At 66.1% G+C, this 20,681-nt stretch carries 22 protein-coding genes and 1 pseudogene; 14 read left to right on the top strand and 9 right to left on the bottom strand.

What is annotated here, in order from left to right; translation table 11 throughout:
• Positions 1-92: 92 nt before the first annotated feature.
• Positions 93-1,997 (top strand): phosphodiesterase DibA, encoded by a 1,905-nt coding sequence (gene dibA / locus ACG10_RS01710; protein WP_198318994.1) that lies wholly within the window; start codon positions 93-95, stop codon positions 1,995-1,997.
• A gap of 34 nt (positions 1,998-2,031) precedes the next feature.
• Here dibA and ACG10_RS01705 read toward each other — a convergent pair whose 3' ends face one another.
• Both ACG10_RS01705 and gabD read right to left on the bottom strand, forming a co-directional pair.
• Positions 2,032-3,057: an FAD-dependent oxidoreductase gene (locus tag ACG10_RS01705; RefSeq protein WP_232487171.1), complete on the bottom strand. Its 1,026-nt coding sequence runs from the start codon at positions 3,055-3,057 to the stop codon at positions 2,032-2,034.
• A gap of 111 nt (positions 3,058-3,168) precedes the next feature.
• Positions 3,169-4,620 (bottom strand): NADP-dependent succinate-semialdehyde dehydrogenase, encoded by a 1,452-nt coding sequence (gene gabD / locus ACG10_RS01700; protein ID WP_089166884.1) that lies wholly within the window; start codon positions 4,618-4,620, stop codon positions 3,169-3,171.
• 205 nt (positions 4,621-4,825) lie between these two features.
• Here gabD and ACG10_RS01695 point away from each other — a divergent pair, with 205 nt between their 5' ends.
• Positions 4,826-5,281: a c-type cytochrome gene (locus ACG10_RS01695; protein WP_039801211.1), complete on the top strand. Its 456-nt coding sequence runs from the start codon at positions 4,826-4,828 to the stop codon at positions 5,279-5,281.
• A 39-nt stretch (positions 5,282-5,320) separates the two neighbouring features.
• Here ACG10_RS01695 and ACG10_RS01690 read toward each other — a convergent pair whose 3' ends face one another.
• Positions 5,321-6,019, bottom strand: coding sequence for a cytochrome b/b6 domain-containing protein (locus tag ACG10_RS01690; RefSeq protein WP_089166883.1), 699 nt, complete (start codon positions 6,017-6,019; stop codon positions 5,321-5,323).
• Positions 6,020-6,135: 116 nt separating this feature from the next.
• Between ACG10_RS01690 and ACG10_RS01685 the strand changes: the two genes are divergently transcribed.
• A complete protein-coding gene (locus tag ACG10_RS01685) occupies positions 6,136-6,597 on the top strand; it encodes an OsmC family protein (protein ID WP_089166882.1) in 462 nt (153 codons plus the stop codon).
• Between the two features lie 12 nt (positions 6,598-6,609).
• Here the strand turns inward: ACG10_RS01685 and ACG10_RS01680 are convergent, their stop codons facing one another.
• Positions 6,610-7,923, bottom strand: coding sequence for an NTP/NDP exchange transporter (locus ACG10_RS01680; RefSeq protein ID WP_089166881.1), 1,314 nt, complete (start codon positions 7,921-7,923; stop codon positions 6,610-6,612).
• Between the two features lie 14 nt (positions 7,924-7,937).
• Positions 7,938-8,855 carry an aldo/keto reductase gene (locus ACG10_RS01675; protein WP_089166880.1) on the bottom strand — a complete coding sequence of 306 codons (918 nt, stop codon included), beginning with the start codon at positions 8,853-8,855 and terminating at the stop codon, positions 7,938-7,940.
• An 88-nt stretch (positions 8,856-8,943) separates the two neighbouring features.
• Between ACG10_RS01675 and ACG10_RS01670 the strand changes: the two genes are divergently transcribed.
• Positions 8,944-9,168, top strand: a complete 225-nt coding sequence (locus ACG10_RS01670) for a hypothetical protein (RefSeq protein ID WP_089166879.1) — start codon at positions 8,944-8,946, stop codon at positions 9,166-9,168.
• Positions 9,098-9,699, top strand: a pseudogene (locus ACG10_RS24860) (substrate binding domain-containing protein). The gene ACG10_RS01670 and the pseudogene ACG10_RS24860 overlap by 71 nt, the downstream one beginning before the upstream one ends.
• A 355-nt stretch (positions 9,700-10,054) precedes the next feature.
• On the opposite strand, the gene ACG10_RS01660 reads toward ACG10_RS24860, so the two are convergent.
• From ACG10_RS01660 to ACG10_RS24055, 3 genes are read right to left on the bottom strand one after another with little or no spacing between them, the layout of a single operon-like run.
• On the bottom strand, positions 10,055-10,939 hold the full coding sequence (locus ACG10_RS01660) for a DUF3037 domain-containing protein (RefSeq protein WP_157731349.1): 885 nt from the start codon (positions 10,937-10,939) through the stop codon (positions 10,055-10,057).
• A complete protein-coding gene (locus tag ACG10_RS01655; protein ID WP_089166876.1) occupies positions 10,936-11,814 on the bottom strand; it encodes a protein kinase family protein in 879 nt (292 codons plus the stop codon). The genes ACG10_RS01660 and ACG10_RS01655 overlap by 4 nt, the downstream gene beginning before the upstream one ends.
• Positions 11,795-12,298 (bottom strand): helix-turn-helix domain-containing protein, encoded by a 504-nt coding sequence (locus tag ACG10_RS24055; protein WP_089169767.1) that lies wholly within the window; start codon positions 12,296-12,298, stop codon positions 11,795-11,797. The genes ACG10_RS01655 and ACG10_RS24055 overlap by 20 nt, the downstream gene beginning before the upstream one ends.
• Before the next feature lie 340 nt (positions 12,299-12,638).
• Between ACG10_RS24055 and ACG10_RS01645 the strand changes: the two genes are divergently transcribed.
• The 9 genes from ACG10_RS01645 to ACG10_RS01605 all read left to right on the top strand — a co-directional run bounded on the left by ACG10_RS01645 (position 12,639) and on the right by ACG10_RS01605 (position 19,912).
• Positions 12,639-13,190 (top strand): hypothetical protein, encoded by a 552-nt coding sequence (locus ACG10_RS01645; RefSeq protein ID WP_089166875.1) that lies wholly within the window; start codon positions 12,639-12,641, stop codon positions 13,188-13,190.
• Positions 13,191-14,195: 1,005 nt separating this feature from the next.
• The gene (locus ACG10_RS01640) at positions 14,196-14,879 is read left to right on the top strand and encodes a polysaccharide lyase family 7 protein (protein WP_089166874.1); all 684 of its coding nucleotides are present in this window, start codon (positions 14,196-14,198) and stop codon (positions 14,877-14,879) included.
• 222 nt (positions 14,880-15,101) lie between these two features.
• Complete coding sequence (locus ACG10_RS01635) at positions 15,102-15,584, top strand: hypothetical protein (RefSeq protein ID WP_089166873.1); 483 nt, start codon at positions 15,102-15,104, stop codon at positions 15,582-15,584.
• Positions 15,581-16,024: a holin family protein gene (locus ACG10_RS01630; protein WP_089166872.1), complete on the top strand. Its 444-nt coding sequence runs from the start codon at positions 15,581-15,583 to the stop codon at positions 16,022-16,024. The genes ACG10_RS01635 and ACG10_RS01630 overlap by 4 nt, the downstream gene beginning before the upstream one ends.
• Entirely contained in the window at positions 15,991-16,572 is a 582-nt protein-coding gene (locus ACG10_RS01625; RefSeq protein WP_157731347.1) for a hypothetical protein, read from the top strand. The genes ACG10_RS01630 and ACG10_RS01625 overlap by 34 nt, the downstream gene beginning before the upstream one ends.
• 990 nt (positions 16,573-17,562) lie before the next feature.
• Positions 17,563-17,742, top strand: a complete 180-nt coding sequence (locus ACG10_RS01620) for a hypothetical protein (RefSeq protein ID WP_089166870.1) — start codon at positions 17,563-17,565, stop codon at positions 17,740-17,742.
• Positions 17,739-17,921 (top strand): hypothetical protein, encoded by a 183-nt coding sequence (locus ACG10_RS01615; RefSeq protein WP_052263841.1) that lies wholly within the window; start codon positions 17,739-17,741, stop codon positions 17,919-17,921. The genes ACG10_RS01620 and ACG10_RS01615 overlap by 4 nt, the downstream gene beginning before the upstream one ends.
• A gap of 61 nt (positions 17,922-17,982) precedes the next feature.
• Positions 17,983-18,855: an excinuclease Cho gene (gene cho / locus ACG10_RS01610; protein ID WP_089166869.1), complete on the top strand. Its 873-nt coding sequence runs from the start codon at positions 17,983-17,985 to the stop codon at positions 18,853-18,855.
• Positions 18,856-18,922: 67 nt separating this feature from the next.
• On the top strand, positions 18,923-19,912 hold the full coding sequence (locus tag ACG10_RS01605; RefSeq protein WP_089166868.1) for an alpha/beta fold hydrolase: 990 nt from the start codon (positions 18,923-18,925) through the stop codon (positions 19,910-19,912).
• Positions 19,913-19,918: 6 nt separating this feature from the next.
• On the opposite strand, the gene ACG10_RS01600 is transcribed toward ACG10_RS01605, so the two are convergent.
• Complete coding sequence (locus ACG10_RS01600) at positions 19,919-20,641, bottom strand: FadR/GntR family transcriptional regulator (protein WP_089166867.1); 723 nt, start codon at positions 20,639-20,641, stop codon at positions 19,919-19,921.
• Positions 20,642-20,681 lie beyond the last annotated feature (40 nt).

Genomic DNA, 20,681 nt, shown 5'->3' with positions numbered 1-20,681 from the left:
GGCCCGCCGATAGCCATGGAGTCCCCGGCATCATGCCACTAAACTGGGCCACGAACTCCTCGACCACGCAACCCATGGATAGGGGCCTCTCGATGAAGACGCATTTCCCCCTGCTGCTCGCCTGCGTGGCCTACGCTCTTCTCGCCCTCCTGTGGATCGCCCTGAGCGACCGGCTGCTGCTGACCCTGTTCGAGGACCCCGCCAGCCTGAGCGACTGGCAGACCCTCAAGGGCATCGTCTTCATCCTCTTCACCGCCCTGCTGTTCTACTGCCTCGGCCGCCGCCAGCTCGCCGACCGCAGCGCCCATGCCGCCAGCCTGCGCCAGGCCTCCGCAGTGTTCGACAGCACCCTCGAAGGCGTGCTGATCACCGATGCCGAGCAGCGGATCGTCTATGTCAACCGGGCCTTCACCCAGATCACCGGCTACAGCGAAGCCGAGGTGCTGGGCCAAAGGCCGGCCCGGCTTCGGTCCGGCCGGCACGACAGGAAGTTCTACCGCACGATGTGGCAGGCGCTGAACCAGCGCGCCGAGTGGAGCGGCGAGATCTGGAACCGCCGCAAGAGCGGCGAGATGTATCCGCAATGGCAGAGCATCCGCGCCATCCACGACGAGGAGGGCGTGCTCAGCCACTACGTGGCGGTGTTCTCCGACCTGTCGATGCTCAAGCGCTCCCAGGCCGAACTCGACTACCTGGCCCACTACGATCCGCTGACCGGCCTGCCGAACCGCCTGCTGTTCAAGGAACGCATCCAGCATGCCCTGGAGCACGCCCGGCAGGAAAAGGACCAGGGCGCGGTCCTGCTGCTCGACCTCGATCATTTCGCGCAGATCAACGAAAGCCTCGGCCACAAGCTGGGCGACCAGTTGCTCAAGAGCATCGGCCAGCGCCTGACCTACCAGGTGGTGCGCCCGGGCATGACCCTCGCCCATCTGGGCGGCGACGAGTTCGGCCTGGTCTGCGGGAGCTGCTCGGCGCAGCAGGCCGCCAGCCTGGCCGGCACCCTGCTCGACACGCTGAGCCAGCCCTTCCATCTGGAGAACCACAAGCTGCAGATCGGCGCCAGCCTCGGCATCAGCCTGTTTCCCGGCGACGCGCAGAGCCTCGAGCAGGCGCTGCGCAACGCCGACTCCGCCCTGCACAAGGCCAAGAACGACGGACGCGCCACCTACGCCTTCTACAGCCAGGAGCTGACCACCTACGCCCGGCAGCGCGTCGAGCTGATCGCCGCCCTGCGCCAGGCCCTGGAGCACGGCGAACTGCGCGTCCACTACCAGCCGATCCACGACCTCAAGAGCGGACAGATGGTCAGCGCCGAGGCGCTGGTGCGCTGGCAGCACCCCGAACGCGGCCTGGTGCTGCCGGGCGAATTCATCCCGGTCGCCGAGGAAAACGGCCTGATCGGCGCCATCGACCTCTGGGTGATGGAGCAGGCCTGCCGGCAGATGCGCAGCTGGCTGGCCGCCGGGCAGACGCTCGGATTCGTCGCGGTGAACATCTCCACCCGGCTGTTCGGCCGCGGCGGGCTGGACCTGCAGGTCGCCGACATCCTCGCCCGCACCGGCCTGGACGCCCGCCACCTGGAGCTGGAAATCACCGAGAGCGCGGTGATGGACGACCCGGACAGCGCCCGCCGGCAACTCCAGCGGCTGCGCGACCTGAGCGTGCGCCTGGCGATCGACGACTTCGGCACCGGCCACTCCTCGCTGCAGCGCCTGAAGAGCATGCCGGTGGACAAGCTGAAGATCGACCGCGGCTTCGTTGCCGGCCTGCCTGCCGACGGCAAGGATGTCGCCATCGCCCGCTCGGTGATCGTGCTCGCCCACAGCCTGGGCCTGACCGTGCTGGCCGAGGGCATCGAGCAGTCGGAGCAGGCGGACTTCCTCAGGCGCAACCACTGCCACCTGGGCCAGGGCTACCTCTTCGGCCGCCCGCAGCCGGCGGAGGAACTCTTCCGGGCGGCGGCCGTGCTGCCGGCGAAGGCCCAGGTCGACTGACCGGACAGCGCACTATTGCCGCCCCCGCCATACCTCAGCCGCCCAGGGCGTGGCGGCGCATGAAACGCCGGTCCAGCCGCTCCCGCCAGTAGCCATAGAAACGCCCGTCGGCACTCCAGCCACGCCAGCCGAGCAGCGCGCCGCCATCGCCGCTGGCGAGCAGGAGCAGGTTCTGCCGCTGCGGCCGATAGTGGTGCAGCGCGCGGCCGGCCAGCACCGCGCGCAGGTTGTGGCTGAGCACCGGCGCCTGGCGCAACGCCTGGACGGCGCTGCGCGGCACCCCGGGCAGCGCGGCGCAGTCGCCGCTGGCGAAGATCTGCGGATGGGACAGGCTCTGCAGGGTCGCGCCGACCTGCACGAAACCGGCCGCATCGCAGACCAGGCCGCTTTGCGCCAGCCAAGACGGCGCCGCGGCCTCGCTCGCCAGCAGCAGGCGCGAGCCCTGCCAGACCGGCTCCCCGGCGCTGAGCAGGAACTGCCCGTCGATGCCACTGACCGGACAGTACTCGCGCACCCACACGCCACTCCGGCGCAGGGCACCGAGGGCGCGCAGGCGCAGGCCCGCCGAGCGACCCTCGAGCAGCGGCCCGGCGCAGAACAGCGACAGCGCCGGCACCTGCCCGGCCAGCGCCAGGGCCAGCTCGACTCCGGCCGGACCACCGCCGAGGATCGCCAGCGGCTCCGGCGCCTGCCGCCAGCGCTGCCAGCCGTCGAGGAAGGCGGCGAACGGCTTGGCCGACAGCACCTGCATGCCCTCGCCCTGCTGCGGCGGCGCGAGCCGCCCGGCGCCGACGTTCAGCGACAGCCAGTCGGCCTGCACCTGCCGCCCGTCGGCCAGCTGCAGCCCGCGTGTCCCGGCCTGCAGCGCCTCGACCTCGCCAACGATCAGCTCGACACCCGCCGCACGGCACAGCGGCTCCAGCTCGATGCGGCAGTCCTGCGGTTCATAGCGTCCGGCGAGCAGCCCCGGCAGCATCCCCGCATACCAGGCCTGCGGCACGGCATTGACCAGTCCGAGACGCCCCTTCGGCCGGCGCCCCCGGGCCCAGCGCCGCAGCACGCCCAGATGGCTGTGCCCGGCGCCAATCAGCAGCAGATCGATAACTACCTCCCATCAACCCTGTCGCCCATGGCTTGCGGCGCGGCATGAACCCACCGCGACGCCCTGCCCTCAGATGCCGCCGAGGCAGAGATACTTGATCTCCAGATAGTCCTCGATGCCGTACTTGGAGCCCTCGCGGCCCAGGCCCGAGGCCTTGACCCCGCCGAACGGCGCCACCTCGGTGGAGATCAGTCCGGTGTTGACGCCGACGATGCCGTACTCCAGCGCCTCGGCCACGCGGAACACCCGGGAAAGGTCGCGGGCATAGAAGTAGGCGGCCAGGCCGAACTCGGTGGCGTTGGCCAGAGCGATCGCCTCGGCGTCGTCCTTGAAGCGGAACAGCGGGGCCAGCGGCCCGAAGGTCTCCTCGCGGGCGACCCGTGCATCCGCCGGCACCTCGGCGAGGATGGTCGGCTCGAAGAAGCTGCCGCCGAGCGCATGCGGCCGGCCGCCGGCGATCACCCGGGCGCCGCGGGAAACCGCGTCGGCGATGTGCTCCTCGACCTTGGCCACTGCCTTGTCGTCGATCAGCGGGCCGATGGTCACCCCTTCCTCCAGGCCGTTGCCGACCTTCAGGCGCGCCACCGCCTCCTTGAGCTTCGCGGCGAAGGCTTCGTAGACGCCATCCTGCACGTACAGGCGGTTGGCGCAGACGCAGGTCTGCCCGGCGTTGCGGTACTTCGAGGCCAGCGCCCCCTCCACCGCGGCATCCAGGTCGGCGTCGTCGAAGACGATGAAGGGCGCGTTGCCGCCCAGCTCCAGGGAGACTTTCTTGATGTCCGCGGCGCACTGCGCCATCAGCTGGCGGCCGATCTCGGTGGAGCCGGTGAAGGACAGCTTGCGTACCGTCGGATTGCCGGTCAGTTCGCCGCCGATTTCCGAAGCACTGCCGGTGACCACGTTCAGCACCCCCGCCGGGATGCCCGCGCGCTCGGCCAGCTCGGCCAGCGCCAGCGCCGAGAACGGTGTCTGCGAGGCCGGCTTGAGCACCAGGGTGCAGCCGGCGGCCAGCGCCGGGCCGGCCTTGCGGGTGATCATCGCCGCCGGGAAGTTCCACGGGGTGATCGCCGCGCAGACGCCGATCGGCTGCTTGATCACCAGGATGCGCTTGTCCGCCTGGTGGCCGGGGATGGTGTCGCCGTAGACGCGCTTGGCCTCCTCGGCGAACCACTCGAGGAAGGAGGCGGCGTAGGCGATCTCGCCGCGCGCCTCGGCCAGCGGCTTGCCCTGCTCCAGGGTCATCAGCCGGGCCAGGTCGTCCTGATGCTCGAGCAGCAGCTCGAACCAGCGGCGCAGCTTGCCGGCGCGCTCCTTGGCGGTCAGCGCGCGCCAGGCCGGCAGCGCCCGCTCGGCGGCCTCGATGGCGCGGCGGGTCTCGGCCGCGCCCATCTTCGGCACGCTGCCGAGGATCTCCTGGCTGGCCGGATTGTTCACCGCGAGGGTCTGCCCGCTGTCGGCATCCAGCCAGCGTCCCTCGATGTAGGCCTGTTGGCGGAACAGGCGGGCATCGTTCAATTGCATTGCGATCCACTCCTTCGTAACCGATGAGGGCGGCGAAGCGCCTGGATGGCGGACCGCCGCGCTGCGTTTTCTGCGCGCTACTGCCAGCGCTCGGCTTGCGTTCGTCGCAGTCTGGCGGGGAGTATAGCCCCGCGCGGACGGCCCCCGGCCGACCGCCGCCACCGGAAGATCCCGGACCCCACAAGGAGAAATCGTGAAAAGACTGATGATCGGCGGCCTCGGCGCCGCCCTGCTGCTGGCCACCCTGACCACCCAGGCCCAACTCAAGCCGGAGGAGCAGATCAAATACCGCAAGGCCGGCTACAACTTCATGGCCTGGAACATGGGCAAGATCAAGGCCCAGGTCGTGGACGGCAGCGAGCCCTACAAGAAGGAGCAGGTGGTCGCCGCCGCCAACGCCATCGCCGCCATCGCCAATTCCGGCATGGGCGCCCTGTTCCCCGCCGGAACCGCCACCGACAAGATGGGCGACCAGACCCGGCTCAAGCCGGAGTTCTTCAAGAACCTCGACGAAGCCAACAAGCTGGCCCGCAACTTCACCGGCGCCGTCAACAAGCTGGCCAGCGAGGCGGCCAGCGGCGACCAGGCGCGCATCAAGACCGCCTTCGGCGAGGCCGCCAAGACCTGCAAGGCCTGCCACGACCAGTTCCGCACGGACTGAGGCCGGTGCCGGCCGGCCCGTGCCGGTCGGCCCCCGCCCTTACCAGTCGAGCGAGGCCGGTGCCGCCGGAGCAGGCGGCGGCGCCAGCCAGCCTTCCGCCGAGCGTACCGCCCAGACCAGCAGCAGCGCACCGGCCAGCGCCACCGCCAGCGCCCAGGGCGCGCCGCCGACGGCCTCGCGCTGCTCGGGATACTCCCGCGGGCTGCGCCCGCCGATCATCGCCCGCAGCAGCGGCCGCCGGCGCACCCGGGCGTAGTAGAGGATCGCCAGCAGGTGCAGGCCGATCAGCCCCAGCAGCAGCCACCAGGCCTGCCGGTGCAGACCGGTCAGCCAGGCGCTGGTGTCGGCCTCCACCAGCCGGTACAACGGCCCCTGGAAGGCGATGTCGTCGCTCGCCGCCAGGCCGGTCAGGACCTGGAAGGCCGCCAGGCCGAGCAGCGCCAGCACCGACAGGGCGCCCAGCGGATTGTGCCCGGCCTGCCGCCAGCGCCCGCGCAGGTAGTCGCCCAGGCGCAGGGGCGCGGCGAGAATCCGCGACCAGCGCGCATAGGTCGAGCCCAGCAGGCCCCAGAGCAGGCGGAACGCCAGCAGACCGAGGATCAGCAGCCCCAGCCGGCCGTGCCAGACCATCAGATTGCCGCCCAGCCAGCCGCTGAGCATGGCGGCGCCGACGGCCAGCGCCAGCGACCAGTGAAACAGACGCAGCGGCGCGTCCCAGACCTTGATACTGTCCGACATGTCCTGGATTCTCTCCCTTTCCGAACCGGCGCCCGGCCGATGCCCGGACGCCCCGTCGCAGGGTAGCAGCCGCCCGGCGGCCGGCAACCCCCGACCACCCCCGCAAGGAGCGCCCCATGAGCGACACCGAACGCGTCACCCTGACCCTGCAGCAGCTGGAAGATTACCGCTGCAGCCTCGACTTCGGCGACGGCCAGCCGCCCCTGATCGTCGACGAACCGCCGCCGCTGGGCAGCGGCCAGGGGCCCAGCCCGGTGCAGCTGCTGCTCTCCGCGGTGGCCAACTGCCTGACCGCCAGCCTGCTGTTCGCCCTGCGCAAGTTCAAGCAGGACGCCGAGCCCCTGCACTGCCAGGCCAGCGCGGAGGTCGGCCGCAACGAGCAGAACCGCCTGCGCGTGCTGGGCATCGGCATCGAGCTGCAACTGGGCCGCACTGCCGCCGAGCTGGAGCACCTGCCGCGCATCCTCGGCCAGTTCGAGGAGTTCTGCACGGTCGGCCGCAGCGTGGCCCAGGGCATTCCGGTCCGCCTGTGGGTCCGCGACGCCGGGGGCGTGCTGCTCAAGCAGCCGGAGGACTGAGCCGGCCCGGCGTCAGGCCGCCCCGGCCCGCGCGGCCGGCGCCTCGCGGTCGGCGCGCCCGCCCAGCCGCCAGCCGAGCAGCCCCCAGAGCACGGCGCAGGCCGCCCCGACCAGCGCCGCCAGCCAGGCGCCCTGGCCGAGCAGGTCGAGCCCGCTCTTCACCCAGCCGCTGAGGGCGTCGCCGCCACGGTAGACCACGGTATCGATGAAGTTCTTCGCCTTGTACTTGCTCTCGGCATCCAGCGGGGCGAACAGCATCTCCCGTCCCGGCCGCACGAAGGCGTACTCGCCGATCCGCCGGACGATCATCAGCGGGGCCAGCACGGCGAAGATCGGCAGCAGCGCCAGGGCGAGAAAGCCCAGGCACATCAGCGCCGGCACGCAGGCCAGCAGCACCCGCACGCCCAGGCGCTCGGCGATGCGCCCGGTGATGAACAGCTGCGACAGCAGCGCGCCGGCCTGCACCACGAAATCGATCAGGCCGAACACGCGGATCTGCTCGCTGCGCTCGGGAAACAGCTCGGCCACCAGGCGCGCCTGCTCGAAATAGAGAAAGGTGCTGACCGTCGCCAGGAGGATGACGAAGGCGCCGACGCCGAGCAGGTAGGGCGAGCGCAGCACCCGGGTCAGGCCGCTGAACGGATTGCCCGGCACCGGCCGCCGCGGATTCTCCGAGGGCGGCGCGCCGGCCCGCCCGGCGCCGCCGATGGCGCGCCAGTGCATCAGGTACTGCTTGAGCGCCAGCGCCGCCAGCAGCAGGCCGGCGGACAACGCCAGCAGGCCGGCCTGGCCGAGCGCCGCCACCAGCAGGGTGCTCAGTGCCGGTCCGGTCAGGCCGCCGACGCTGGCCCCGGCGGCGATGAAGGCGAACAGCCGCCTGGCCTGGGGGCCGTCGAACACGTCGGCCATCAGGCTCCAGGCCACCGAGACGACGAACAGGTTGTACACCGACAGCCAGACATAGAAGGTCCGCGCCAGCCAGACGTTCTCCTCCGCACCGACGAACAGCGCGGCGAACAGCAGCAGGTTGAGGCTGAAGAAGCCGTACACCCAGTCGATGAAGTGCGCCCGCGGCACCCGCGAATTCAGCCAGGCGAACAGCGGCACGGCGGCCAGCATGACCACGAAGGTGGCGCTGAACAGCCACTGCAGGTTCTCCACCCCGCCCATCACGCCCATCGACTCGCGGATCGGCCGCAGCATGAAGTAGCCGGCGAACAGGCAGAAGAACAGCGCGAATCCCGACAGCGCCGCGGCCAGCTCGCCAGGCCCGGCGTTGATCAGGCCGGCGAGGCGCCGCAGCGGCGCCGGCAGGGTCGAGGACATCCGCCGGCCCCGGCTCAGGCGAACAGCTCGACGAGCTGCGCGCGCTGCTGCGCATCCGGCAGGCGGCCCTGGCCGGCGAGCAGGTTGTCGGCCATGTAGCGCGGCTTGTCGGTGGCCGGAATCACCGCGGTGACCGCCGGCTCGGCGAGGATGTACTTGAGCAGCAGCTGCGCCCAGGAGCTCGCGCCCAGCTCCTGCGCCAGCGGCGGCAGCGGCTGGCCCTTGACCCGGGCGAACAGCGCGCCGCGCATGTACGGCCGGTTGATCAGGGTGGCGATGCCGTGGTCGGCGCAGAACGGCAGCAGGCGCTTCTCGGCGTTGCGCTCGCCGACCGAGTAGTTGAACTGCACGAAGTCGACCTTCTCCTTGCGCAGCACCGCCAGCAGGTCGTCGTGGGCCGAATCCCGATAATGGGTCACGCCGATGTAGCGCAACCGCCCCTGCGCCTTCAGCTCGCGCAGCAGGGCCAGCTGGGTGGCGGTGTCCTGCAGGTTGTGTACCTGCATCAGGTCGATGCGCTCGGTCTGCAACGCCCTGAAGCTGGCCTCGATCTGCCGGCGGCCGGCCTCGCGCCCGCTGGAAGACACCTTGCTGGCGAGAAACAGCCGGTCGCGCACGCCGAGGCGCCGGGCCAGCTCGCCGGTCACCCGCTCCGCGCGGCCGTAGCTCGGCGCGGTGTCGACCAGGCTGGCGCCGCCCGCGACCAGGGTGCGCAACACCTCCAGCAGGGGTGCCAGGGACTCGTCGTCGAGCGCGACGTCGAAGGTCCGCGAGGTGCCCAGACCGATCGCCGGCAACTCCTCGCCGCTGACGGGAATGCGCCGCGCGAGCAGCGGCTCGGCGGCCCGGGACGGCGTGGACAGCAGCGGCGCCATGGCCGCCACGGCGGCGAGCAGGGCCGAGCGATGCAGGAACTGCCGACGGGTGTGCATGAATCTTCCTCCTTGATGATGAGCAGCGGGGCCGGCCTGCCAAGGCATCCATACCGGCTGCAGCCGGCCCCCGGGTCGAGCATGCATTATGGACAACCCGGCCGGATTCATTATTTCCATGATGGAGATGAACGCTTGTCGCGAGAATGACAATCCCATGCCGGGCGACCTTTCCGACCTGCGCCTGTGCGAGCGCACCCTCGCCACCGGCAGCCTCTCGGCGGCGGCGCGGGAAGCCCTGCCTGCTGCGGATCGGCGCGCCGCTCGGCTTCGGCCACCGCCCTCTGCGGCCGCCGATCGCAACATTCCGTAACCAATACCCGGACCTGCGGGTGCACCTGGAACTCGACGACAACGTGGTGGACCTGCTGCAGACCGGCACGGACCCGGCCATCCGCGACGGCCAGCCGCAGGATTCCAGCCGGATCGGCCGCGAACTGGCGCCCAACCACCGGCTGCTCTGCGCCGCCCCCGACTACCTCGACTGGCACGACCGCCCGCAACACCCGACGACCTGCGCCAGCATGCCTGCATCCTGTTCGGCGAGCGCGAACAGGCGGACTGGCAGTTCCCGCGCAGCGGCCTGCGGGTGAACATCCGGGGCGCGCTGCTGTGCAGCGACGAGGAAACCGCCCACGCGCTGGCGCTGCATGGCACCGGCATCGTGCTGAAAATGCTCTGGGACGTCGCCGTCCGCCCCCAAGGCCGGCCGCCTGCAGCCGGTGCTGCCCGACCAGCCTCTCGCCCCGCCCCGCTGCACGCCGTCTACCCGCATACCCGCCAGCTGGCGCCGCGGGTGCGGCGCTTCGTCGAATTCATCGGCGAGCGCCCGGAGCGCACCTGACGGGAGAAAATCACCGAGCTGGCGATACGCCCCTTTCGCTCGCAGCTCCAGCCAGGCGCCAACGTCTGGCCGATGAGAGACTCGGGCGTCTCCTTGCAGTTTTTCGTAGCAGGTGCCGGTCAGGGACGGAAGGTCGACGCGGACATGAAGAAGGGAAAGAAGAAAGCGTCGGGCAACAATAATGCGCCGCTTGGTGCCCAAGAAACGAGTTCGACCATGCAGCCTCGATTGAGCTTGAGCCCGCTCCGCTCATTTCCGAGCCCCCGAGCGTCAGCCGGGCGGATTAAGGATGGGCGGCCACATGAGGAACTCGGGAAGGAAAGATAAAAAGATTCATTGCCCAAGCGGCCAACGATCAGATGCAGCAATTGCTCCACCAGTCGATGGTTAGCTCGGCAAGCTCCAGAGCGGAACTGGCTTCGATGATCTCGATACCCATTGCGCGAATACGCTCCAGTTGCTTGCGGGTGATCTCTACCAGTTTTTCATACTCTTTCGACGTCAACCCGCTTTCTCTGTCGGGTACCAGAATCGATATTACAGCCTGGTCGCGCTCTGTATTGCTGCGAATAAGATTTAGGTCCGCCGAGGCCTGTAGCAGGTTGTTCTTTACTACCAAGGGATTTTTATACCAACCCGAGACGATACTGCCCGAAGCGACGGCGCTCATCAGCGGTATATCTATTTCAAGCCGATGACCGCTGCCGACCGTCAGCTCATAACGCGACCGCTGAATGATTCGCGTAGCCTGAGCGTGCATCCGCTGCTTCATGAAATTGAAGATACTGTTGCGCAGCTTCAGAGTGGATTGATAATGGAACGCAACTTCCCGGGCGCGACGCTTCGGTCTGCCCAGGGTCACAACATCGGCGAAGAACTCGTCCAGCACCTCCTTGGCGCTGAATCCCGAGGCATACAGGGGTGCGCCGAGGCGAATGGTGCTGCCCAGTTCGTCCAGCAGTTCCGGACCATTGTGGAGAATGGCGACCTCGATCTCGTGGAGCGTCCGAAACAGCTCATCGAAGTCGATGCGCCCGTCGAAGAGGCATTGCAAACGGTCGAAGTTGTCGAGCATGCGTACTTCGACCTGCTCGTCATGGGTGAACAACACGCCGACGTTGAAAAACTCGCCGGCATCTTCGTCCAGGCACAAGCTGATACTGCGCCACCGACCAGTGATCAACTGCGGCTTCGGTTGTTGTTCAATTAAGCGACTGCGAAGACGTGCGCTGGAACTCATAGAAGAAGGTCTGCCGCCTCGGTGTATTGTTTTTGGTCGAGGCGCTCCGACAGGAGCCGGAGGATAACCTCGATTTCCGTGTGCTCGAAGAACTCCGACAATACTATCCGGGCAGCTTCCGCTCCAGCCTCTCTGAAGCTTACGGCGAAGATATTATAGGCCAGAGCACGGGCGCTTTTATTGGGCAGCGCTTCACTCCAGTCGGGAATGAAATCGTCTATCAACTTTTGCAGTCTGTTTTCACAAGGCCAGGGCGCCATTCCAATCCGGCCAGGCTCCCAGTTGGGATAATGAAACAGTCTGCCGTGGTCGATGAGAAAGAGTGATTTGCAAGGGGATTCGAGCAGATTACCGATGTTCCTGTCGCTGTTCAGCAGCCACTGGTCCAGCACTATTATGCTGGAGGCTTCCGGATTATCGGCCAACTGCCGGGCCAGGCGGCGGCCGCGGAGTTCCTGCAGATAGGGATGCCGCACGTCGCTCCAGTGAAGCTGACGCAGACTGGGATATTTCATGTCCTTGGTGAACCAGCAGAAATAGTCGTTCTGCGCCCTGCCGCTGCAGGTTTCCCGCAGGGCCGGATGAAGCGCTTCCGGAATCTGCCAAGGCTCCAAAAGGATGATTCCCGCCGTATCAGGAACATTCAGACCAACCGACTTGGCAAGCACATACCCCAGTGCTTCGCTGACTATTTCCTGATTCGCAACTTCCTTGCCGGTTACCGGGCACCTGATGCGGTCAGGCAAGGGCTTGACGTAGCAGTGCAGGGAAGCGCCATCGACCCTGATCTTGGCGCGAAAAATGGGGCTGGCCCCGTGATTCCTGGGCGGACTGAGCTGGCCGGCGAAAGCATCGCTACCGAGCAGTCGGATCATTTCTCTTGAGCTTGCTCCTTAAGCGCTGATGACTCACTGCGTTGCTCGAGGAATCTACCCGCACGGACGTGCGCTCGAGGCGAGCGGCTATCTGATCCAGCAGGGCCAGATCATCTTCGGTCAGCCGACCTTCGGCCGCGGCACTGGCAATCCGCTCCAGAAACCCTCGTGAGCGAGGGGAGGCAATGGCCGCTAGGGAGAGGGCCTGCCCCCTGGCCACAGGAATGGCGCTGCTGTCTGCGACCGGTTTTCGGTGAGGCGGCTCTCCTTCGCCTGAAAGCAGCCAGTCGACCGTGGTATCGAACGTCTCGGCTATGGCTATCAGATTCTCGTTCTTGATGCTTCCAGTATTTCCCGAAAACCATTGCCTCACGGCTTCGTAACTGATTCCGCATGCATCGGCGATAGCCCGTCTTATTCCACGTGCGCCGACCTTCGGCTTTCTCACCAAAATCAACTGGGTCATTCGATCAGTGATGTTCATGGCGCCCAATATACAAGGACGCTTGCAAAGCATACTTGCTCATTATCAACAAGCATGCTTGAGTTTATCGAACAATGGAGAGGGAGATTCCTGATAAACGCCAGCAAGCAATGGATCATTGCGCCAGCAAAGGCACACAGCATCCCATGCGGCCTATAGGCACCGCCTGCCGGCATCACCACAAACGGAAGCCAGGTGGCCTGTAGCCGCGAGTTGTATAGGCCGACGCGTCCACTGCCCCACCCTGTGCCGAACCTGTCAGGTGTCGGCCGCATTCGGGCAATCCCCCCCATTTCGCACCCGAATCCTTAGGAATCATCTCATCCGAGGGGGAATACAGGTGATCTACCGAAACGCACTGAGCGCGGTCATCCGCTGCCTGACAGACGAGTGTATCGATACAGCCAGCAAGCAGACGTGGCAGAGGCTGGGTCAGGACGGCATTTCAAGTTCACACCGCTCATCGCCGCAGGCGATGCTCGCCCTGGACTGTCTGGTGCATGCCCGCCTGCACAGAGAACTGCTGCCACGCCTCTGGCAGGTGCTGGTGGCCAGGTACAGTACGCACAAGGCATGCAAGGTGGGCGCCATTGGCTGTCTCGTGCCGCTGCTCAATTCGCCGGCGCCGAAACTGTTCCGCTACAAGGCCGTGACGGCATGGGCGATTCCCCCGCAGAAGGGTAGGGATGGAAAACGCTCGACCGACATGCTCGTGCTACCTCCGGAGTTCTACGACATGAATGCCTGGGATCCCGAGGGAAGGTCGGAGCAAACCCGGCGACGCTGGCGTGCCGGTATCCGCAAGGAATTGGAAGCCATGGAGGGCAAAGCGCTGGTCGAGGTGACGGCGATCCTGCGGGATGAAGGCCTGCTGATCGACGAGGCGACTTGACCATCGCGAGCACCTGAGCAAGTATGTTTTTATCTTGCGGCAATAGCGCCGACACGAAACAACATCCCAGCCCGACCCGAAGCGATTCGGCCGGGCTTTCGTTTTGGCGCCGCAGTGCTCGCGTCAATTGCCTGATGGGGAGTCCCGCCATGGCACGAGAACACCACCCAATGAGCGTGGTGCTGGCGTGCCGATTCGACAGAGTAGAACGTCATGGTGAGCGGAGCGCTGTCGAGATGGAGGCGCTCCTTCCGACTGAAGACTTGCCGATCGACGAAGCGACTTGACCATCGTGAGCACCTGAGCAAGTATGTTTTTATCTTGCGGCAATAACGCCAACACGAAGCAACATCCAAGCCCGGCCCGAAGCGCCGGGCTTTTCGTTTTCGGTACTGCTATGCATGAAAATTCGCGCCAATTGCTTGATGGGCAATTCCGCGATGGAGCAAGACCACTGCCCAATGAGCGTGGACAGTGCCCGATAGATGTGGCTGCCAGCCTTGCGCCACATATGCCCGCGACATGATCGCCAGCCTCTTCGCTCGACGAAAATTCTTTTGGGATAATACCGACAGCGATAATTACTCTGCCCATCGAGATAGCGGTGCAGGCATATCCCGATCATGCGGAAACATATGCCGCCCAAATAGTACGCAGCGTTGAACCAAGAAAATCCGACTCCCTGATTCAGGCCCGCCTTGTGCGGGCTTTTTTATTCCCCCCTCGCCGAACGAGACGAGAGCCCAGCGAGCAAGACGGCTCACGGCAATACCACGGCCTCTTTCACCACGTTCGGCTTCCTGAAGCCGGAATCTAGGGCCAGCACTCTGGCCAGCCGCACTCCGCCCTGGCGGAACGCGGCGGCAGCGCATCCGACGATACGGGCGTGCTGCCCAAGAGCACCGCCAGTTCCAGTACGAAACCGTACTGGCTGGGGCTGCGAAGCAGACAAGTTCGAGTCCATCGAACTGCTGCTGGGTTGATAACACAGAGGAGAAATAAGCAATGGCTACTATTGACCTGACTCGTGTGAATCTGACCACTCCTGAGGCAGATGCAGACGGTGAAGCCAAGACGTACTGGCCTGGTGAGTTTCCCGAGAACGAATACTTCAAGACACTGGAGAATGGAGATCTGGAATTGTGGGCACCGGTTTTAGGAGCCAGCACTCAGAGCACCGAAAGGACCCGCACCGAATTCCGGGAGATCTCCCCCAATACCCGTACGTTGCGAAACTTCACGCTGTCCTCCAAACCGAACCACTATTTGCGTTCGGCCCTGACCATGAAGTCCCTGCCGAGCAACGGCAAGACCGTCATCGGCCAGATTCATGTGGTCGACAATGACCGGCCACCGCTGAAACTGTTCTTCGACAACGGCAAGATTCGGGTCGGCTTTCGCAAGACATACAATCAAGTCGACCCCGTGAACTACGTGATCCTGCAGAACGTCCCGCTGGACGCCATGTTCTCGTACAGCATTTACGCTGCCTCGACCCGCGCGGTGAAAGTCAGCGTGCAATCTGGACAGAACACCGGCTCGATCGACCTTAGTTTCGACAGCACTTGGGATAGCAAGAAGCTTTATTTCAAGGCCGGGGTATATAACCAGGAGGATCCGACCGCGACAACGCTGTCTACCTCGGGTAGTCGGGCGCTCTGGCATAGCCTGGAACTTCTGCACTACTGATCGTTCCGGCGTTCGGCAGTAAATGAAAAGCCCGCCTTATGCGGGCTTTTCATTCGATAATGCCTCGCCCCTTCTACAGTCTTTTCGTCCACCACTTGTATCCGCCGTACAAGAACATGCTGGAGAACGGCAATCGCCCCTTGCCTATCCATGAGCAGGGTGTTTGCTCGCGACAAGTTTTCCCTCTCCGCATGCCACGATCCTTTCCTCAGGAGACCTCCCATGCGCTTGTCTGAAGCCCGCCAACGGGCCATTGCCCCGGCGCTGGCCCTGCTGCCTGCAAAGATGACCAGCCCCGCTGCCGAAATCCTGCTCCTCTCCATCGGCCTGCAGGAGTCGGCGCTCCGCCACCGCCAGCAGATCGGCGGCCCCGCCCGTGGCTACTGGATGTTCGAGCAGGACGGCGTGCGCGGCGTCCTGCGCTGTCCGGCGAGCCGCGACCATGCCCTGCAGATCTGCGAGGCGCGTGGCGTCAAACCAATAGGCGCCGCCGTCCATGCCGCCCTTGAACATGACGACGTGCTCGCTGCCGCCTTTGCCCGTCTGCTGCTCTGGACCGATCCGGCCCCACTGCCGGCTGTTGGCGAGGTCGGCGCCGCGTGGGAGTTGTACCTGCGAACCTGGCGCCCGGGAAAACCTCGTCGCGGCACCTGGGACCAGTTGTACGCCCTGGCGCTGGAAGCCGTACGCGAGGTGGAGACATGAGCCTGCTTTCCGTCGCCACGGCACTGTTGCCGACCATCAGAGACCTGCTCGACATGGTGATCTCCGATCCCGAAGCCAGAGCCAGGGCCCAGTTCGAACTGCTCAGGCTCCACCAGGACGGCGCCTTCAAGGAAGTGGATGCGGCCCTGCAGGTCAACCTTGCCCAAGCGAAGATCAATGAAGTCGAAGCGGCCAGCCAGGCCGGCTTCCAGGCCGGGTGGCGGCCACTCGCCGGCTACGTCTGCGTGGCAGGCCTGTCCTATGAGTTCCTGGCCCGGCCGCTGCTGCCATGGCTGCTGACCGTGGCCGGCGTCGGGAATGTCCCGCCACTGCCCTCGCTCGACGACGTGCTGTTCGAACTGATCTTCGGAATGCTCGGCCTCGGCACTCTGCGCACGATCGACCGATGGAAGCGGGTGAACGCGATCGCACCCAAATGACCCGAGATACGGGCATGCCGGCCGTACTGCCAAACCCGACATCAGCATCCGCCAGCCATCATCGGCCACCGGCTGCATCATCGCGAAAAAGGGGCATCCGAAAAGGATGGCATCACCACTTTTTGCACTTCCCTACAACTTATCCGGACTTGTCGAACATGAACCAGTTCTTTGAAATCGCAAAACAATACAAGGAAATGATCTTGTTGATCGCCAGCTTAATCGCGGGCATTTTCTTTGTCCGTGACTATTTTGCTACGAAACAGGAAGTCGAGGTCTTGAAGTGCCAAGCGGAAAACGGCATCGCTCTCGTGGAAAGCAGAATCAACGTAGAACTTACGACGAAGAAAATCATCAGCCTGCAGAAAGAAATCGAAGATCAGAAAGAAAGAGCAAGGAACAGGACAGGACAAGCAACATCGGACTCCCCCTCTCTTTCGCTTGAAATCAATCGCCTCAAAGACGAGCTGGGCAATGAATACGAAACACAACGTCGCGCCGCCGACAACCTGAAACCAGGCGCATGCGAGAGGGCGGTAAAAAAATGAACAAGCAGCCATTCTTACTGGGATTAGCCGCCTTTTGGGCAAGTACGGTTTTTTCAGCGACCGCCGTCGAACTCGAGTTGGGCCATTTCGATCTCGCTTCCTGCAGAAAGGTCGAATGGAAAAGCAGCGGGCCATTAGGGACCAGCTCGCCAACGTTCCGCTACGGGCCCCAGAAAATTGTTGTCCACGCGATAATCGAAGGACCCAATATAACCGTGGAGCCGCACCTGTCGAAGGTTCGGGAATGCTCGAAGCTCGTCAGTTCGAGAATCGGCATGTCCTCACTGGCCTGGAATCCCGCCAGAAGTAACGAGCTATTCCGAACCACCCTGATGAGATGTCTCAAGGAGCGAGACTACCCAGACGAGATTTTTGCTGTAGCGCTCAAGACAAAAAACCACTGCAGGTGGTAACGCTGCTGCCGAGGGCTGATTCACCAGGCAAGAGCCCCCTGCCTGGCGGCAAGGCCGTCGATATCGGCCAGCGATAACGCTACGGGATCCGGCACCTGAGGCTGGCTAATGCGGCATCTTCTTCAGCGAAGAAGAGCTTCTGGCTGGCAGCCTGCAGCAGGCGCCACCCTCCCCCTCGTCCCGTTCCGCGGTACGCCTCCCCTTCCCAACATCCGCCACCTGGCGCTGAGATGCCGAGCCGACGAGCAACGCCTGCACAACAGCGGGAAACGCGACCGGCGTCGGATCTGTGTGCCGACCTCACTACCACCCAGCGCGGCCATAGCGGCGATGCGCCCAGTCCGCGCCACACATCCATATCGTAAGGCAATGATTAAAAAAGTATTTTTTCGTAAAAAACCGCCTCGCTGGCGCCGTCTCGTCCATTCGTCCAATCCCCGTTTACAAGCTACAGGTTAGGGCCCTAACGTTAGCCGACGAAGATCGATCCCCCATCGAGGGGGCGGGACAATCAGCCAGGGAAGCCACCGCCTTGATCCGACGCGCGCGCCGCGTCCACTACGCGAGGGTAGAACTCATGCACATGCCGAGCATGACCCGGAGCACCGTCCGGGAGTTTGACGGCAACAGCTATGTCGTGCTGCGCACCATCAGCGGCGAACTGCTCCATGTGTACCGGGTGCTGCCGGCCCACGGGCACTGCCGCGGGCAGTTGGAGAAGCTGCTCCACTTCCCGCCGGAGGTGGCCGAACGATGAGCAACATCGTCGACCTGGAACGCGTCCGCCGGAAACGACGCATCCGCGACTGCGTCGCCTACATGGACCGGCTATGCATCGACCTCCTGGAAAATCCGGCGACCACCCCGGGGGTGCGCCAGCTGGCGCGGGACATGTTCCAGAAGCGCTTCGGCTTCGACTACTTCGAGTGCGTATAGACAGCGACGGCATGCCTGCAGGCCCGCGCTCCTCCCGGCCCTGACGGCCCGCGGACGCAGCATGCTCCCGACCCGACGCGCCCTGCGCCCCGCCGCCACCTACCGCTATCCCGAGCATCTGCGCGAGCAGATCGCCACGGCGCCGAAGGCGCCCGGCGTCTACCTGTTCCACGGCGACGACGACAGCCTGCCGCTCTACATCGGCAAGAGCGTGGACATTCGCGCGCGCCTGCTCGCCCATCTGCGCAGCGCCGAGGAAGCCCGCCTGCTGCGCCAGACCCGGCGCATCGAGCACATCCGCACGGCCGGCGAAATCGGCGCCCTGCTCCTCGAGTCGCGCCTGATCAAGGAGCGGCAGCCGCTCTACAACAAGCGCCTGCGCCGCCAGCGCACGCTCTGCTCGATCCGCCTTGCGGACGGCCGGCCGGAGATCGTCGAAGCGCTCTCGCCAGGCCCGGGACAGACCCTCTACGGACTCTTCGCCAGCCGGCGCGCGGCCGGCAAACGGCTCCTGGCCATCGCCGACCAGCAGCAGCTCTGCCATGCCCTGCTGGGCCTCGAAAGACCCCACCCCGGGCGCGCCTGCTTCCGCGCGCAGATCGGCAAGTGCCGCGGCGCCTGCATTGGGCGCGAAAGCCGCGAGGAACACGCCGCCCGCCTGCTCGGCGCCCTGGCCGGACAGGCGATCGCCGCCTGGCCCTATCCGGGGCCGGTCGCCCTGCATGAGCGGAGCGGGGAGCTCGAGGACTACCATGTGGTCGATCGCTGGCACTTCCTCGGCACCTGCGCCAGCCTGGCGGAAGCCCGCCGGGCACCCGCCTGGCAGCCGCGCCCCTTCGACGCCGACAGCTACAGGATCCTGCTCCGCCCGATCCTCGACGGCCGCGCCGCCATCATTCCGCTGTTCCGGGCGGATTCCCCGCACACGCCATAAGCTGAGAGAAGCGCGACCCCCTCGGCGCAGTGCGTCAGGTGCCACAACCGGCCCCCGGGAGACCTCCATGAACGCAGACCCGCTCGACCCCACCACGCTCCAGGCCCTGCTCCTCGTCACGGCCCTGGCGGCCATGGCCCTCTACAACCGCTACCAGACCCGCCGGGCCGAACGCGAGCACCCGCCGAGCGGGCAGTTCATCACGGTGGACGGGGTGCGCCTGCACTACCTCGACCAGGGCCAGGGCTCGCCGGTCGTGCTGCTGCACGGCAACGTCGTGGGCGCCGAGGACTACGTCCTGAGCGGGGTGCTCGAGCGGGCGGCCAGGACCCACCGGGTGCTCGCCTTCGACCGCCCCGGCTACGGCTACAGCGACCGCCCGCTCGGCACCCTGTGGACCGCGACCCGGCAGGCCGAGCTGCTGCAGCGGGCGCTCCTGCAGCTCGGCGTCGAGCGCCCGGTGGTCGTCGGGCACTCCTGGGGCACGCTGGTCGCGCTGAAGATGGCGCTGAACCACCCGGACAGCGTGGCCGGCCTGGTGCTGCTCGGCGGCTACTACGCGGCGACCGCCCGCCTCGACGTGCTGGCCGCGGCCCCGCCGGCGATTCCCCTCATCGGCGGCGCCCTGCGCCATACCCTGGCGCCGCTCCTCAACGGCCCCCTGCTGGCGCTGAACGTCAGGGTCATGTTCGCCCCGCTGCCCGTTCCGGAGCGCTTCAAGCGCCAGTTTCCCCAGCAGTTCCCCCTCCGTCCGCTGCAGATCCGCGCCGAATCCCAGGATGCCGTGACCCTGATTCCGGCCGTGATGAAGATGCGCGAGCGCTACCGGGAGCTGCGCCTGCCGGTCATGATCATGGCCGGCACCGGCGACCTGGTGGTGCAGCACGAGCGGCATGCCCGGTGGCTCCACGAGCAGCTCCCGGGCAGCCATCTGCAGCTGATTCCGGAGGCCGGGCACATGCTCCACTACGCCGCCCCGGGACAGGTGGCCGCGGCCATCGAGCGGGTCGCGGCCGAGGCGCCGGCAAGGCCCGGGGAGGAGCGGCCCCGGGCGTGACGGACGTTACAGCGGAAAATCCTCGCCCAGCACCGCGCTCAGCGCGGCGCGCGCGTCTTCCAGCTGGACCAGCGAGGCATGCCGCGCGCCCAGGGTGTCATGGTTCTGGATGGCGGTGAGGATCGCCTTGTGCCGCGGCAGGGCCAGCTCATGGAGGTTGGGGCGCTGGTTGGAGTGGCGCATCGATTCGCGCAGGGCCAGCGAGAACATGTTGCACAGGTGCGCCAGCAGCTCGTTGTGGGTGGCTTCGGCGATGCGGCTGTGAAAATCCAGGTCGGGCTCCAGGAAGCTTTCCGGGTCCTTGGCCGCCTCCATGCGGACGTAGGCCTCGGCGATGGCTTCGAGGTCCTCGGCGGTGGCGTTGACCGCGGCCAGCGCGGCCGCAGCCGGCTCGATGATGCAGCGCACGCTGGACAGCTTGTCGAAGAACTCGCTCTGCGGGCTGCTCTGCATCAGCCAGTGCAGCACGTCCGGGTCGAGCAGGTGCCAGTCGCGGCGCGCCCGCACCACGCTGCCGACCCGCGGCCTGGAGTAGACCAGGCCCTTGGCCACCAGCACCCGGGTCGCCTCGCGCAGCACCGTGCGGCTGACGTCGTAGTCCTCGCAGAGCTGCGCCTCGGCGGGCAGCTTGTCCTCGGGCTTGAGGCGGCCGGAGACGATCAGGCGGCCGAGTTCGTGCACGATGCGCGCGTGCTGGCTCTTGCGGGGTTTGGGCTGGCGGTAGTCCATCGGTCTGCGGCGGCTCCGGAGGGGCCCGCATAGTAGCACC

The organism is Azotobacter chroococcum (genome assembly GCF_002220155.1).
GTDB classification, from domain to species: Bacteria; Pseudomonadota; Gammaproteobacteria; order Pseudomonadales; family Pseudomonadaceae; genus Azotobacter; species Azotobacter chroococcum.
This window is presented reverse-complemented; position numbering and strand designations above follow the sequence as displayed.